This window comes from Dehalococcoidia bacterium, from assembly GCA_030018455.1.
Classification (GTDB): Bacteria; Chloroflexota; Dehalococcoidia; order DSTF01; family JALHUB01; genus JASEFU01.
Genome location: JASEFU010000001.1, coordinates 251,804 through 265,643, shown reverse-complemented (window position 1 = coordinate 265,643; position 13,840 = coordinate 251,804). Strand labels below are relative to the sequence as shown.

The following is a 13,840-nucleotide window of genomic DNA, read 5'->3' as shown; positions in this document are numbered from 1 at the left end:
AGGAGGGAACCTGATGCAGATGAGCAAGAGGACCCGTATCCTGGCGCTCGCCGGGCTGTCCGCGCTGGCCCTGGCTGCGCTCGCTTTCGCGGCGTGTGGCGGAGACGGCGAGGAGGAAGCTACGCCGTCGCCCGCGCGCACGCTTCCGGCGACGACGCCCCCGCCGGAAGCGACCGCTCCCACCACTCCCACGACGGCAGTCACCCCCGGAGAAACGGAAGCGCCAGAGAGCGCTTCGGTGACGATCCGCGACTTCGAGTTCGACCCGGCAGCAGTGACCATTCGCGCCGGCGGCACCGTCACCTGGACCAACGAAGGCCCGTCCGTCCATACCGCCACCGCCGATGACGGCGCCTTCGACAGCGGCAACCTCAGCAGAGGCGACAGCTTTTCGCAGACTTTCGATGAGCCGGGCACGTATCCCTACCATTGCACGCCGCACCCGTTCATGACGGCTGAGGTCGTCGTGGAGGAATGAGCCGGCGAAAGCGTGCCGGCGGCGGGGCGAAGAGCAACTAAAGTAAGCGCCTAATTGCGAAAAGGCTTCCCTGAAGATTGTGCCCCGTTGTACAATTGCGCCACCATTAATGGAGGTGCCGATTCACTATGACCTACGTTATCACCGAACCCTGCATCGACGTTAAGGACAGGGCCTGCGTCGACGTTTGCCCCGTCGATTGCATCCACGACGAGGGCGACGCCGACCGCATGCTCCACATCGACCCGAACGAGTGCATCGACTGCGGGGCCTGCGAGCCTTCCTGCCCCGTGAGCGCCATCTTTGCCGAAGACGACGTGCCGGAGGGCTCCAAGCAGTTCATCGAACTCAACGCGCTCTGGTACCAGGACAAGGACGCCGTCCGCGCCCGCGTAAACGCCATCAAACCCGCCTAGCAAACTGTCCCCTTAAGCCTGCGAACAGGTGCTCGGGCCCAGGGGAGTGCAGAGGGGATTTCCCCTCTGCCGGGGTTCAAGGGGTGTCCCCTTGGATCGGTATGACGCTTGTGGGCGGGCGGGTGGGAAGAAGAACGTCACCCCTCTGAGTAGCGGCAGCGGCTGGAGCCGCAACGGCGTTCGGCCGGGCTTAGTCTCGGCGGCTGCGGCTCCGCTTATTCGGGGGGCGGCAACGCTTCCCACTCCTCGAGCGGCGGCAGGAACGGCAAGGGTTCAAGAAAAGGTGCCGCGGGCTTCAGCCCGTGGGGCAACGATGCCAATCACCATGCGCAGAGTCGCCCCCGGTCTCGCCGTCCGACCCGGCGTCGGCGCCCTCGCTCACTCGCCTGACGGCAGCTCCTTCCACTCCTCCCGCAGCGGCGCCGAGAGCCGGTCGCCCATCCGTCCTACTCGCTTGTCCAGTTCGTCGTACTTCGTCTTTGCCCGCCCGATGTGCGTGCCCAACGTCTCGAACTCTCCGCGAAAATGCTCGAACTCGCGGTCCAGGCGCGCCAGGTGACTGATGATCTCCCGCGCCCTCTCCTCCACTCGCATCCCTTTGAGCCCCAACGCAATCGCCTGCAGATACGCGTAGAAGCTGTTCGGCGACACCGGTATCACCCGTCTACTCATCGCATAAGTCCAGGCGCTGTCGCCCGCATCGCTCCGCTCGTCCCTGAAAAACGTCTCGTAGTACACGCCTTCCGCCGGTATGTACATCAGCGCGAACTCCAACGTGCCTTCGTCCGGCTGGATATACTTCGCCACCGCGTCTATGTGCCCCTTTACGTCCCGCAGGAACGCGCGCCGCAGCGACGCCCTCTCTTCCTCCGACGCTGCTGCCAGCATCCGGTTGAAGCTCTCCATCGGGAACTTCGAGTCGACCGGTACCATGCCGCCGCCGAGCCGCACGACCGCGTCTACCCGTTCGCCGCTGCGAAAACAGTGTTGCATCTCGTGGTTCTGGGGCACCACCTGGCAAAGCAGGTTTTCCAGCAGCAGCTCCCCAAAGCCTCCGCGCAGCTTCGGGGGCCTGAGAATGTCCTGGAGCCCGCTGATATCCTGCCCGATCTCCAGCATCTGCTTGCTCGAACTCTCCAGCCGCCCGAGCTGCTGCCCGATGTTCTGCATCGTCTCCTGTGTCGCCGTCAGAGACTGCGTGAGGGTCTGCTGGACGGTGCCCAGGCTCTGCGTCAGCCGCTGGTCCAGCCCCTCGATGCGCTGCTCCAGCCGCTGCTGCGCCGACTCCAGCGCCTGCGATACGTTTGTGCGCTCCCCGCGCAGCCTGTCGACCATCAGCGCCGCGACGATGCCCACCAGCACGACCACCAGAATGATTACGATCGCTTCCATGCCTCACCCCCGGCTGTCTCTGCGAATACTCACTCCTACGAACACGTATTCTAACACCGACGTCAACCCCGCGCACCTGCCGGGCGTACGCCCTCCGCCGGATGTCGCCTTGGTTCGGGTGCTATCCTAGAAACACAGGCTGCGCCCTGCGAAAGCCGGCAAAGGAGGCCGCCAATGAAGATTAGCGCTCGCAACATACTCAAGGGCACCATCAAGGAACTCACCCACGGCGCCATCAACTCGGAGGTCGTCATCGGACTGCCCGGAGGCGTCGAGGTAGTCTCCGTTATCACGAAGACCTCCGCCCGGCAACTCGGGCTCGACCGCGGAAAGGAAGTCTACGCCGTCATCAAGGCCACAAACGTGATGATCGCCGTCGAATAACACCAGGCCTTCCTGTGGCGGGAACAATTAATGGCGAACGTCGCCGCGCGCGCTGTCCGCGATGGCTGGTCCCCCATCATCAGCGCTGAACGGTTGCCGTCGCCGAAAGACGTCTCCCATAGGCCACGCCGGTTGACGTTGGAGCCCCCCCGCGAAGTATACTTCTTGAACGCACCGCAATGGGGTGCCAATACATACTGACGAGCGGCTTCCTTACCCATGCGTCTCCCGTATACCGCCCTCCGCTGCCTTCCAAGGCGGGTTCCCCCGCTCCACAGCGGGTCTCTGGCAGCGGTCGCCGCTCGCCCGCCATCGGTGTCAGCATGAGCGCGACAGAGACGGCCGCCTCCGTGCGGCGACGGCTCGCGTTCCTCCGTCAGCCCCTGCTTCGCCCGCTGCTGCTCGCCGGCGCCGTCGGCGTCATCCTCGCGGTCGGCGCGATCGTGCGTACCGTCTCCCTGACCGAGAACCCCGTCGGCTTTTTCTGCGATGAGGCGTCCTTCGGCTACAACGCCTACAAGATCCTCAAGACGGGCGAGGACGAGTTCGGCGTGCGCATGCCTGTCTTCTTCCGCGCCTTCGGCGAGTACAAGCTCGGCCTGTTCGTCTACTCCGAGGTGCCGCTTATCGCCCTGCTCGGCCTCACCGAGCTCACCGTGCGGCTGACCACCGCCCTGTACGGCACCCTCAGTATACTCGCTGTCTTCTTCCTGGGGTGGACGCTCTTTCGCCGGCCCGGCGTCGGGCTGGCCGCCGCGTTCTTCCTCGCCATCATCCCCTGGCACGTGCACTACTCGCGCATCGGCTTCGAAATCGTCACTTTCCCGTTCTTTCTCGCCGTCGGCCTCTCGCTGTTCCTGATGGGCGCCCGAAACCCGCGCTGGTGGCCGGCCGCGGCCCTCGTGCTGGGGATCACCCTGTACAGCTATCGCGCCGCCTGGGCGATCCTGCCACCGCTGGTCGTCCTGCTCGTCATCCTCTATCGCAAAGAGCTGTGGCAGCAGCGAACATGGACGGCTTTCTCGTTATGGATATTCATGCTGGTGGCGATCCCGATGATTCTGCACCTTGCAGGGGGAGAGGACCGGGCGCAAGACGTCAACATCTTCAACCAGGACCTGAGCGCCCGAGAGACGGCCGAGACCTTCGTGGAGCACTACCGCACCTACTTTACGCGTAGCTTTCTCTTCGATCGCGCCGATGATGGGGCGATAACCAGACACTATCTGCCGGGATACGGCAACCTGTACTACATCCAGCTCCCGTTTCTGCTCCTGGGCCTGCTCGGCCTCCTGTGGCCGCTCCGCCGCGAGAAGGCGATAGTGCTCGCCCTGTTGCTGCTCTACCCCGTGCCGGGTGCCATCACCGTCGATAGCCCGATCAGCAGCCGCGCTATCGCGGGCTCTCTCGTCTTCGCCCTCGTCACCGGCTACGGCGTGTTCGTGGCCGTCGACGGTCTGTCGAAAATAAAATGGAGAACGCGCGCTTCACCGCGCCCGATAGGAGCGGCGCTTGCGGCCGTGCTCGTGGCTGCGGTCGCGGCGATCGCGCTCAACAATTTCGCCTCCTACCTGCAGCGCTACCACGACGAGTACCCGAAGCTCTCCGCGGGCTTCTGGGGCTGGCAGTACGGCGCCCAGGAGGTGATAGAGTACTTTGAGACCGTGCAAGACGACTACGACCAGTTTGTCCTCGAGCCTGCCTTCAACGCCCCCGACATCTTCTACCACTTCTACACGCTGGACAGATGCCTACCGCCCAGATGCGTCATCGGCACCACCGATAGGTATAATCCTCAGCTCAGACAGCTCTTTGCCCTGCGGCCCGAGTCGCAAACGCCCGACTACTTCTACGTCGTCCATGACCAGATCATGTACCCCTATGGAGAAGTCGCCTTTGATCTTGTGGAAGTGCGAGACCGCAGCAGCTTCCCCGAAGCCGCGCCGCCCCCGACGTTGAGCCGATGACCGTCTCCGAGCCGCAGCAACCTCCGTCTTCCCCCGCCGCCGCAAAGCGGTCGAGGGCGTCGCAGAGCCTCGCCGCGGCGCGCATCCGCGTTGTCGCCTTCGTCGTGATGGCCGTCGCCCTCGGCTTCTTCGCGCAGCACCGCCTGGTCGAGGACCGCCGCCTCGACCCGGGTCTCGCGCTCTGGGCGCTTGCGATCGCTGTCTTCCTGGCGGCGCTCTGGTTCGCCCGCCGTCTCCCGGCCGCTTCTGACTCCTCCGCCCGCGATTCCGGCGCCCACGAGCCGCCCATGCCGAGGCTCCTCGAGATAGCGCTGTTCGCCGCTGCCTTTGGGACGGGCGTCCTCTTCCGCTTCTACCGCATCGGCGACATCCCGCCCGGCCTCAACCATGACGCCGCCTGGAACGGACTTTACGCCATCACCATCACCCAGGGGATCGACTACGCTCCCTACACGCCCGCCGCCTGGGGCCGCGAGACGATGTTCCACTACATCATCGCCTTCTGGCAGCTGATCGTCGGCCACACGCAGTTCGCGATCCAGCTCGCCGCGATCAGCGTCGGCATCGTCACCCTCGTCCCTATGTACCTCTTCGCGCGACGACTTTTCGGCCCCCGCTTCGCCCTCGTGGCCACGTTCTTCCTCGCCGTCTCCGGCTGGCACATGACCCTGAGCAAGGTCGGATGGCGGATGATACTCGTGCCCCTCTTCTACGTCCTCGTCTTCTACTTCCTGCTCCGCGCCGTCCAGGAGCGGCGCCTCCGCGACTTCGTCCTCGCCGGCGTCTTCCTCGGCCTCAGCCTCGACACCTACGATGCCGCCCGCATCATCCCCTTCATTGCCGTCGCCTACATAGCGTACGAAGTCCTGAAGGACCGCACACTGCTTTTCAAGCGCCCGCAGCTCGCCCGCTGGGGCCTCTTCGCAGCCGCCGCCGTCGTCGCCTTCTCGCCGCTCGGCTGGTACGCGCTGAACCACTGGGAGCTGTTTACGGGCCGCAGCCGCTTCCTCTGGATCGGCAACCAGATCGACGCCGCGGGCAGCCTGGAGCCGCTGTGGGAGAACCTGAAGGCCGCCGCCCTCATGTTCAACTTCCGCGGCAACGGCGACGACTTCTTCGTGCGCGAGCCCCTCCTCGATCAGCCGCTCTCCGTCTTCTTCGTGCTCGGCTCCGTGCTCGCCCTCGTCCTCGCCGTCGTCCGCTGGCATCACCCCGGCTACTTCCTGCTCGTCGTCATGCTCGTCCTCTCGCAGCTTGTCGGCGTCGCCAGCAAGCCCAACGGCAACCGCGACATCGGCTCCGTCATCCCCGCTGTCGCCCTCGCCGCCGTCTTCCTCGTCGAGTCCTGGCGATGGCTCCGCGCCTCCTACCCGAACTTGACCCCCGCCTTCAACGCCGGCCTCGTCGTCGTCCTCGTCTATGCGGGAGCCGTCACCTTCGACGACTATCTCGGCCCGAACAGGCGCACGCAGTGGGGCTTCTACCCCGAGACGACGCGCGTGGGACGCTACGTCAAGACCATCGCCCCCGACTACGAAGTCCACCTTGCCGCCGGCAACTGGCCGCGCGACGCCCTCACGTACCTCAGCTACCAGGGCAGCGGCGACCCCTTCCAGCGCGTCTACACGTACACCACCGACGCCACGGAACTCCTGGGCATGCCCCTCGCGAATGAAAAGGGGACCGCCTTCATCATCGAGGCCGTCCCCAACAAACAGGCCGTGATCGACGAGCTCCGCCGCCGCTATCCGGACGCCCCGACCCACAACATCCACTACCCCGACGGCTCCGACAAGACCATTGCCGTCGCGTTGCTGATTCCGCCGGGTGCGACGCCGAAGCCGCCGGAGGAAGGCGAGGAGCCGTACACGCCGCCCGCCGCCGCCGAGCGCGACGAGCAGCGGCGGGCGGCGCTATCGCGGATCAGGGAGGCCCTGCTCGACTACCGCGAGGAGACCGGAAACTTCCCCGACACCGGCGGCAGCGTCCAGACCTCCTGCGCCTACACCGATCTCGACAAACTCTGCGTCATCGGCGACCGGATCGGGATGGAAACGCTGATCGACCCGAGAGGAGACGTGCACCGCTACGGCTACTGGTACGAATCGGACGGCGAGAGCTTCACCGTCTACGCCACGTTCGAGGGGCCGCCGTCACCCGAGGAGGCGTGCGTGAAACCGCACCCATCGATGGCCGGCCGCCCCTACCTCGTCTGCCTCCGCAACGCCACCCCGTAATCGCTGCCGGCCGATTGTGCTGTGTTCCCTTGATTGCCCGACAGAGTAGTGGGCGGGTGGGCCTGCCTGCCGGCAGGTGGGAAAGACAGGCGCTCGCTTGCAGCCGCGGCAGCGGGACGGGCGGGGGGCGACGGTCGCTAGCAGACGGGCAGCCGCTCCTTCAGCGCCTCCACCAGACCCGAGATCGGCACCCGCACCTGGTCCATCGAGTCCCGCTCACGGATCGTCACCGCCCGGTCCTCCAGCGTATCGAAGTCCACCGTCACGCAGTACGGCGTCCCGATCTCGTCCTGACGACGGTACCGCCGCCCGATGCTCTGCGCATCGTCGTACTGCGTCATGAAATGCGGCCTCAGCAGCGACCACACCTCGCGCGCCGTCGGCACCAGCTTCTCGTTGCGGCTCAGCGGCAGCACCGCCACCTTCACCGGTGCCAGCCGCGGATGCAGCCGCAGCAGCACCCGGCGTTCGCCGCGCACCTCCTCCTCATCGTACGCGTCGACGATGAACGCCAGCAGCGGCCGGTCCACCCCCGCCGACGGCTCGATGATATGGGGGAAGATGTGCTCGCCCTTCTCCTCGTCAAAGTACGTGAGGCTCTCGCCGCTGAACTCGCTGTGACGTTTCAGGTCGTAGTCCGTCCGGTTGGCGATTCCCTCAAGCTCCAGCCAGCCCATCGGGAAGTTATACTCCACGTCGGAGCAGGCGGCGGCGTAGTGCGCCAGCTCCTCCGGCGCGTGCGCCTTCAGACGCAGGTTCTCCCGCCGGATGCCCAGGTCGAGGTACCAGCGGAGCCGCTCCTCCATCCAGTACTCGTGCCAGCGTGGCGCCTCCTCCGGCCGCACAAAGTACTCGATCTCCATCTGCTCGAACTCACGCGTCCGGAAGACGAAGTGGCGCGGTGTAACCTCGTTGCGGAACGACTTCCCGATCTGCGCCATCCCGAACGGCAGCTTGCGCCGCGTCGTCGCCAGCACGTTGCCGAAGTTCACGAACATCCCCTGCGCCGTCTCCGGCCTCAGATAGACCACCGACGCCTCTTCCTCTACCGGCCCGACGAACGTCCGCAGCAGCAGGTTGAACATCCGCGGCTCCGTGAACTGCCCGACGACGCCGCACACCGGACACGTATCCCCCTCGATCTCGTCCGCCCGCAGCCGCGACTGGCAATTGCGGCAGTCCACCATCGGGTCGGCGAACGTCTCCACGTGGCCGCTCGCCTCCCACACGCGCGGGTGCATCAGGATCGCCGCGTCCATCCCCACCATGTCGTCGCGCTCCTGCACCACGGACTTCCACCACGCGCGCTTGATGTTGTTCTTCATCTCGACGCCCAGCGGTCCGTAGTCCCACGCTCCCGCCAGGCCGCCGTATATCTCGCTGCTCCGAAAGATGAACCCCCGTCTCTTGCACAGAGAGACGATCTCGTCCATGTCGGGCCGTTGTCTCAGTTCGGTCACCGTATGCCTCTCGTGGAATTTTCGACTTTTCAAGCTAGCAGCTTTGCGGGGCAAAGTCAAAGCGCGGCGTTCGCCGAAAAAGAGGGCCGCCCTTATTGACAGGGTTCGGAAGGGGTTGTTAGCATTTGACTAGGAACCGAACCTCTTGACAGCGGCCGACAACGTTGCGCGAGGCAAGGCAGGGAAGGCCGGTGCCTCCGCTCTTGTTTTCAGGACGTCAGGTAGTGGGCAAGGGGGTGATTGCAGTGCGGTTCTTCTTCGGCTTTCTCCTTGGTTTCCTGATCGGCGCCTCTGTTGCGCTGGCGCTCGCGCCCCAGCCCGGCGCGGAAACGCGCGCCAAGGTCATGGAGCGAATGCGCGAGCGGGCCCAGAAGGCGCAGTCCATGGCCCAGGAGGCGATGGAAGAGTTCGAGTAGCCGTCGCAAGCGGGACGAAATGCCTGGCGGGAGGCGGGCTGTTTGGCGAAGAACGACCTCAAGCTTGTCGTAATGATCGTGTCCGATCAGGACGCTGACCGCCTCATCAGACGGCTTGTGGAGCGTGGCTACCCCGCCACCAAACTCGGCAGCAGCGGCGGCTTCCTGCGACGGGGCAGCGTGACCATTTTCTCCGGCGTTGAAGAGGGGGAGGTCGATTCCCTGCTCGCGCTCGTCAGGGAGGAGTGCCACGCCCACGAGGAGTACGTGGCAGTGCGCAACCTGCCGTTTCTTGGCGAGGGGGGCGTCTTCGCCGACCCCATGCCGGTCCGCGTGAGCGGCGCCATCGTCTTTGTGCTAAACGTGGAGCGGTTCGAGAAGACCTGACCCTCAGACGATCGACGGCAGCACCCGCACCAGATTGGCGTCGAGCTGCGTGCCCGCGGCGCCCCTCATGATCTTCAGGGCGTCTCTTTGGCTGAGCGCACCCCTGTAGGGCCGCTCAGAGGTCAAAGCCACATATACGTTGGCGACGGCGATTATCTTCGACTCGAGAGGGATGAGATCGTTCTCCAGCATTTCCGGGTAGCCCTTGCCGTCGGGCCGCTCGTGATGCGCCCCTGCCCAGAGCGCCGCTTCTTCGAACCCGGGCATGCCTTCCAGTATCAGCCGGGAGTAGCCGGCATGCTTTTGCATGAGTTGCATCTCTGTCAGCGTCAGAATCTCCGGCTTCCCGAGAATGCGGGCGGGGACCCCCAGCTGGCCGATGTCCTGAAGGAGCGCTGCGATACGGATCAGGAGCGCGTGTCCGGGCTGAAGCCCTACGGCCTCCGCCAGGCGCTGGGCAAGTTCGGCTACCTGTAGCGACTTCCCCTCGGTGTATGGACTCTTGGAATCGATTATCCTCGCCATCCCCTCCGCGAGCGCGAGAATTCCGGGGTTGCGCCTGGGCCTGCCGTTCTCGCTTGGCTTCATCCGCAGGAGTGCCCGCGGCAGATCGTCGCTGTACAGGCCCAGCCAGAAACTGTCGCTTCGGCAGATTTCCGCAATGCACTCCACGAGGGCGGGGTCGAGCACGGTCTCGCACACGGCGTTCAACTCAGCGACTGTGTTTCGGCGGGCAACGAGCGAGTTGCTCTGGTCGTTTATCACCGACTCCGTCCAGTCCGCGAGTGCGACGATCCTCGCCGTCAGGGGAATGTCTTTCGCCGCCAGCCCGTCAGGATAGCCGCTGCCGTCCCAATGCTCGTGACTGTTCGACACGGCCTCCGCCGTCTCTTTCGCGAGGCCGAGGGAGAGCGCGGCCTGTTCGCCCAGGGCACAGTGCCGGTGAAAAGCGCCTATTATCGTCTCAGGCAGGACGGAAGGACACTCCGCCGCCAGCTCTTCCGGCGATTTTTTCGGGGAAGCTGAGAAGAGGGCGTCTTCGTTCAGGCCGATGAGCTGCGATAGACCGGCTGATGCGGCCGGCACCCCCACGTCGTGAAGGAGGGCGGCGTAGTAGAGATGAAGCTGTTCCTTTTCCCGGAGGCCCAGCGCCCGCGCGACGCTCATTGCCACGTAGCACACGCGCTTCGCATGGCCCGCCTGCCGGCCCTCCGCCAGGTCGAGCCCCTCACTCAGCGCACCAACGACTTCGGCTGCGCTTATCGCGGGCAGAGCCGCTGTTTCGAGTGTTCCCTGTACCGCTGCTAGGTCTGGGTGGTTCGCTGTTCTGGGGGAGATTCCTTCCTCACCCGCAGGTGATCTCTTTGGTGCCAATCGAAAACCCTCTGTGAGGCGTTGGAGTCGGTTCGGTGGCAGCGCTGTTCGCTGCACTGCCCCTAATCTGAATATCGGCCCTCCCCAGGACATCCGCAGACCGAACGGTCGGTCGGCGGGCGGCGACGCAACCTTGTGCCCGAACTGGCGACCATGCAGAATAAGGGCCAGGAGGCAGGGATATGATTCTCGAAGGCCTGGTTACCGGCATGTTCCAGGGGAACTGCTACGTCGTCGGCTGCGAAAAGACGCGCAAAGGCCTGATCGTCGACCCCGGCGACGAGGCCGGGCGCATCCTCGACACCGTGAAGCGGCTCGACCTGACGATCGAGACGATAGTCTGCACTCACACGCACATCGACCACGTCGCAGCGCTGGGCGCCGTCCGGGAGGGGACGGGAGCATCCGTCGCGATGCACCGGGAGGCCTTCGACTCCTACCACGGCCAGTCCGCGCTCACGCGCATGCTGCTCGGCGGCCGCGGCGGCGGCCCCATCCCCGAACCGGACACCTTCCTGGAAGACGGCGACGAGCTCTCGATAGGGGATCTGCGGTTCAAGGCGCTCTTTTGCCCCGGTCATGCCTTTGGGCACATCTGTCTGTACGGGGAAGGCGTAGTCTTCACCGGCGATGCTCTATTCCAGGGAGGGATCGGCCGCTTCGATCTGCCGGGCGGCGATGGGAAGCTTCTTTACAAGAATATCCGTGACAAGCTGCTGACGCTGCCGGATGAGACGGTTGTCCTCGCCGGGCACGGCCCGACGAGCACAATAGGGCAGGAGAAGCAGCACAACCCGTACCTCCTTTACCCGCGCGTCTATATGGGCATCGATGTTGACTGACCCCCTCGGGCTGCCGGGGCGAGGCGAAAAGAAGAGGGCCGGGCTTGAAGCCCGGCCCTCTTTCTGGAATCGAAAGCCCTAGGAAGAGATGAACAGCGGCGCGAGCACCAGAGTGACCGTGCTCAGCAGCTTCACGAGCACGTGCAGTGACGGCCCTGCCGTGTCCTTAAAGGGGTCGCCCACCGTGTCGCCGACGACGGCCGCTTTGTGCGCGTCGGTGCCCTTGCCGAGCGTGACATAGCCGGACGAAGCATCCGGCGGGTCTTCCACGCCGCTCAGCGACGGCGTTGATGGGGACGAGCCGGAGGCGCCGCCCAGCGCCTGCTCGGCGGGCACCTTCAGCAGCCCCGCCTCGATATACTTCTTGGCGTTGTCCCAGGCGCCGCCGACGTTGTTCATGAAAGTGGCCAGGATCACGCCGCCGATCGTGCCCACCATGAGCAGGGCGGCCACCGACTCCGGCCCGCCCGCGCCCACGGCGTCCTCAACCGGCACCACCGCTTTCAGCAGGTCGGACTGGTGGAGCAGGCGAAAGATAACGCCGACGAGGACGGGCGCCCCCACAACGAGTAGACCGGGCGCCATCATCCCCCGCAGGGCAGCGGCCGTCGTGATGTCGACCGCACGCCCATAGTTGGGCCGCGACGTACCGGCCATGATGCCGGGGTCTTCGCGGAACTGCCGCCGCACCTCCTCGATGATCTTGCTCGCTGCCTGTCCAACGGCCCTTATCGCCAGCGAGCTGAAGAGGAAGACGAGCATTACCCCCAGAAGGGCAGCCACGAAGGGCGCCACACCGGAGATATCCACGGGGAACGGGATATCTTCCAGCGGTTGGTTGAACCAGATCGATCCCTCGTCTTCGGCGAAGTGCTCCTTCACTTTGTCGAGGAAGGCGCTGAACAGCAGGAACGCCGCCAGCCCGGCAGAGGCCATGGCGTAGCCCTTGGTGAGAGCCTTGGTGGTGTTGCCTACGGCGTCCATCGCGTCTGTTATCTCACGCGCCTCCGGCGGGGCCCCCGCCATCTCAATGATGCCGTTGGCGTTGTCCGTGATGGGGCCGAAGGTGTCCATGGAGAGGATATACGCGGCGGACATGAGCATGCCCATCGTGGCCACCGCCGTCCCGAACACGCCGCCGTTCGGCAAATCGGAGTGCTGGCCGAGAATGAACGACACCACGAGCGCCGTGCCGATGGCAACGGCGGTGGTGAAGGTGGTCTCGAATCCCACGGCTGTCCCCACGATGATGTTCGTCGCCGGGCCGGTCCTCGATGCGTCGGCGATCTCCCGCACCGGCCGCCAGCGTCCGGAGGTGTAGTACTGCGTGATGTACACGAAGAGGACGCTTGTCGCTATGCCGACGAGGCCGCAGAAGAAGAACCAGTGCCACTTGTCGCCCATCATCAGATTGGTGATGAGGGCCATAAAGACGATTGAAAGGGCCGTTATAACGTAGTAGCCGTAGTTGAGCGGGGTCATCGGGTCCTGCTTCTCGCGCGTGAACAGCGGGACGCTGAGGATGCCGATCCCCGTCGCGATGAGACCGAAGGCACGTATTACCAGCGGGAAGAGTATCCAGTCGGCGTCGCCGGTAATCCTGTAGATCGCCACACCGAGGATCATGGCGCCGATGTTCTCCGCCGCCGTCGATTCGAAGAGGTCGGCGCCACGGCCGGCGCAGTCGCCCACGTTGTCGCCCACGAGGTCGGCGATGACGGCGGCGTTGCGGGGGTCGTCCTCCGGTATGCCCGCCTCGACCTTGCCGACGAGATCGGCCCCGACGTCGGCGGCCTTGGTGTAGATCCCGCCGCCGAGCTGCGCGAAGAGGGCGACGAAGCTGGCCCCGAAGCCGAACCCGACGATCAGGAACGGCGTGTCGTCAATGGGGTTATCGAGCAACCGGCTGTAGATACCGAAGACCGTCGCTACGCCGATGAGGCTCAGCGCGACTACCAGGAAGCCGGAGACTGCGCCGCCCCGAAGCGATACGTCGATCGCCTCGCGAAGGCTGCGGGTGGCGGCCGACGCGCAGCGGCCATTCGATTTCACCGATACGTACATCCCGATGAAGCCCGCGATGGCGGAGCATGCGGCGCCGAACATGAAAGCGATGCCGGTCAGCACCCCTATCTCCACGTCCTCGTCGAAGTAGCCGACGATGACGCCGATAATGACGGCCGTCACCACCGAAAGCATCGCGATCGTCCGGTACTGGCGGCGCAGGAACGCCATCGCGCCTTCGAAGATCGTGCCTGCGATCTCCTGCATCTCGGGAGTGCCGGTATCCCTTCTCAATACGTCCCAAATAAGGCCCATGGCGAACAGCAGGGTGGCCACGCCCACCACAGGCACGATCCATATGAGAGTCATTACGTCCGCTCCTCTAGAAGTCCGGGTTGCTGTTTCTCTCCACCGGCTTGCCTCTCGCCAAACGAAAAGTGTAACAAAGGGCGGTTTGGTGGGCAAGGGAATTAGGGTTGTGCC

12 protein-coding genes are annotated in these 13,840 nt (G+C 64.9%); 8 read left to right on the top strand and 4 right to left on the bottom strand.

The genetic code is table 11. The annotated features are described in order from the left end of the window. The first annotated feature begins 19 nt into the window (after positions 1–19). Together QME71_01290 and QME71_01285 are read left to right on the top strand one after the other, a co-directional pair. On the top strand, positions 20–478 hold the full coding sequence (locus QME71_01290; GenBank protein MDI6856941.1) for a cupredoxin family copper-binding protein: 459 nt from the start codon (positions 20–22) through the stop codon (positions 476–478). A gap of 128 nt (positions 479–606) precedes the next feature. Beyond that, positions 607–894 carry a ferredoxin family protein gene (locus QME71_01285; GenBank protein ID MDI6856940.1) on the top strand — a complete coding sequence of 96 codons (288 nt, stop codon included), beginning with the start codon at positions 607–609 and terminating at the stop codon, positions 892–894. 378 nt (positions 895–1,272) lie between these two features. On the opposite strand, the gene QME71_01280 is transcribed toward QME71_01285, so the two are convergent. Further along, on the bottom strand, positions 1,273–2,286 hold the full coding sequence (locus QME71_01280) for a DNA recombination protein RmuC (GenBank protein MDI6856939.1): 1,014 nt from the start codon (positions 2,284–2,286) through the stop codon (positions 1,273–1,275). A 174-nt stretch (positions 2,287–2,460) separates the two neighbouring features. Here QME71_01280 and QME71_01275 point away from each other — a divergent pair, with 174 nt between their 5' ends. The 3 genes from QME71_01275 (at position 2,461) to QME71_01265 (ending at position 6,874) form a co-directional block, all read left to right on the top strand. Then, entirely contained in the window at positions 2,461–2,670 is a 210-nt protein-coding gene (locus tag QME71_01275) for a molybdopterin-binding protein (protein ID MDI6856938.1), read from the top strand. A 323-nt stretch (positions 2,671–2,993) separates the two neighbouring features. Further along, the gene (locus tag QME71_01270; GenBank protein ID MDI6856937.1) at positions 2,994–4,637 is read left to right on the top strand and encodes a glycosyltransferase family 39 protein; all 1,644 of its coding nucleotides are present in this window, start codon (positions 2,994–2,996) and stop codon (positions 4,635–4,637) included. Beyond that, positions 4,634–6,874: a glycosyltransferase family 39 protein gene (locus QME71_01265; protein MDI6856936.1), complete on the top strand. Its 2,241-nt coding sequence runs from the start codon at positions 4,634–4,636 to the stop codon at positions 6,872–6,874. Before QME71_01270 ends, QME71_01265 begins: the two co-directional genes overlap by 4 nt. Before the next feature lie 137 nt (positions 6,875–7,011). Here the strand turns inward: QME71_01265 and QME71_01260 are convergent, their stop codons facing one another. Then, positions 7,012–8,307 carry a glycine--tRNA ligase gene (locus QME71_01260; GenBank protein ID MDI6856935.1) on the bottom strand — a complete coding sequence of 432 codons (1,296 nt, stop codon included), beginning with the start codon at positions 8,305–8,307 and terminating at the stop codon, positions 7,012–7,014. Positions 8,308–8,525: 218 nt separating this feature from the next. On the opposite strand from QME71_01260, the gene QME71_01255 reads away from it, so the two are divergent. Next, positions 8,526–8,750: a YtxH domain-containing protein gene (locus tag QME71_01255; GenBank protein MDI6856934.1), complete on the top strand. Its 225-nt coding sequence runs from the start codon at positions 8,526–8,528 to the stop codon at positions 8,748–8,750. A gap of 42 nt (positions 8,751–8,792) precedes the next feature. After that, positions 8,793–9,137 carry a cyclic-di-AMP receptor gene (locus tag QME71_01250; GenBank protein MDI6856933.1) on the top strand — a complete coding sequence of 115 codons (345 nt, stop codon included), beginning with the start codon at positions 8,793–8,795 and terminating at the stop codon, positions 9,135–9,137. A 3-nt stretch (positions 9,138–9,140) separates the two neighbouring features. Here QME71_01250 and QME71_01245 read toward each other — a convergent pair whose 3' ends face one another. Then, complete coding sequence (locus tag QME71_01245) at positions 9,141–10,319, bottom strand: HD domain-containing phosphohydrolase (GenBank protein MDI6856932.1); 1,179 nt, start codon at positions 10,317–10,319, stop codon at positions 9,141–9,143. 374 nt (positions 10,320–10,693) lie between these two features. On the opposite strand from QME71_01245, the gene QME71_01240 reads away from it, so the two are divergent. Beyond that, positions 10,694–11,353: an MBL fold metallo-hydrolase gene (locus QME71_01240; GenBank protein MDI6856931.1), complete on the top strand. Its 660-nt coding sequence runs from the start codon at positions 10,694–10,696 to the stop codon at positions 11,351–11,353. A gap of 78 nt (positions 11,354–11,431) precedes the next feature. Here the strand turns inward: QME71_01240 and QME71_01235 are convergent, their stop codons facing one another. After that, a complete protein-coding gene (locus QME71_01235; protein ID MDI6856930.1) occupies positions 11,432–13,726 on the bottom strand; it encodes a sodium-translocating pyrophosphatase in 2,295 nt (764 codons plus the stop codon). Positions 13,727–13,840: the final 114 nt, after the last annotated feature.

Coding starts and splice junctions, on each gene's coding strand:
- QME71_01280 (MDI6856939.1), bottom strand. CDS start 2,286: ATGGAAGCGATCGTAATCATTCTGGTGGTCGTGCTGGTGGGCATCGTC.
- QME71_01270 (MDI6856937.1), top strand. CDS start 2,994: ATGAGCGCGACAGAGACGGCCGCCTCCGTGCGGCGACGGCTCGCGTTC.
- QME71_01275 (MDI6856938.1), top strand. CDS start 2,461: ATGAAGATTAGCGCTCGCAACATACTCAAGGGCACCATCAAGGAACTC.
- QME71_01265 (MDI6856936.1), top strand. CDS start 4,634: ATGACCGTCTCCGAGCCGCAGCAACCTCCGTCTTCCCCCGCCGCCGCA.
- QME71_01235 (MDI6856930.1), bottom strand. CDS start 13,726: ATGACTCTCATATGGATCGTGCCTGTGGTGGGCGTGGCCACCCTGCTG.
- QME71_01260 (MDI6856935.1), bottom strand. CDS start 8,307: ATGGACGAGATCGTCTCTCTGTGCAAGAGACGGGGGTTCATCTTTCGG.
- QME71_01290 (MDI6856941.1), top strand. CDS start 20: ATGAGCAAGAGGACCCGTATCCTGGCGCTCGCCGGGCTGTCCGCGCTG.
- QME71_01285 (MDI6856940.1), top strand. CDS start 607: ATGACCTACGTTATCACCGAACCCTGCATCGACGTTAAGGACAGGGCC.
- QME71_01240 (MDI6856931.1), top strand. CDS start 10,694: ATGATTCTCGAAGGCCTGGTTACCGGCATGTTCCAGGGGAACTGCTAC.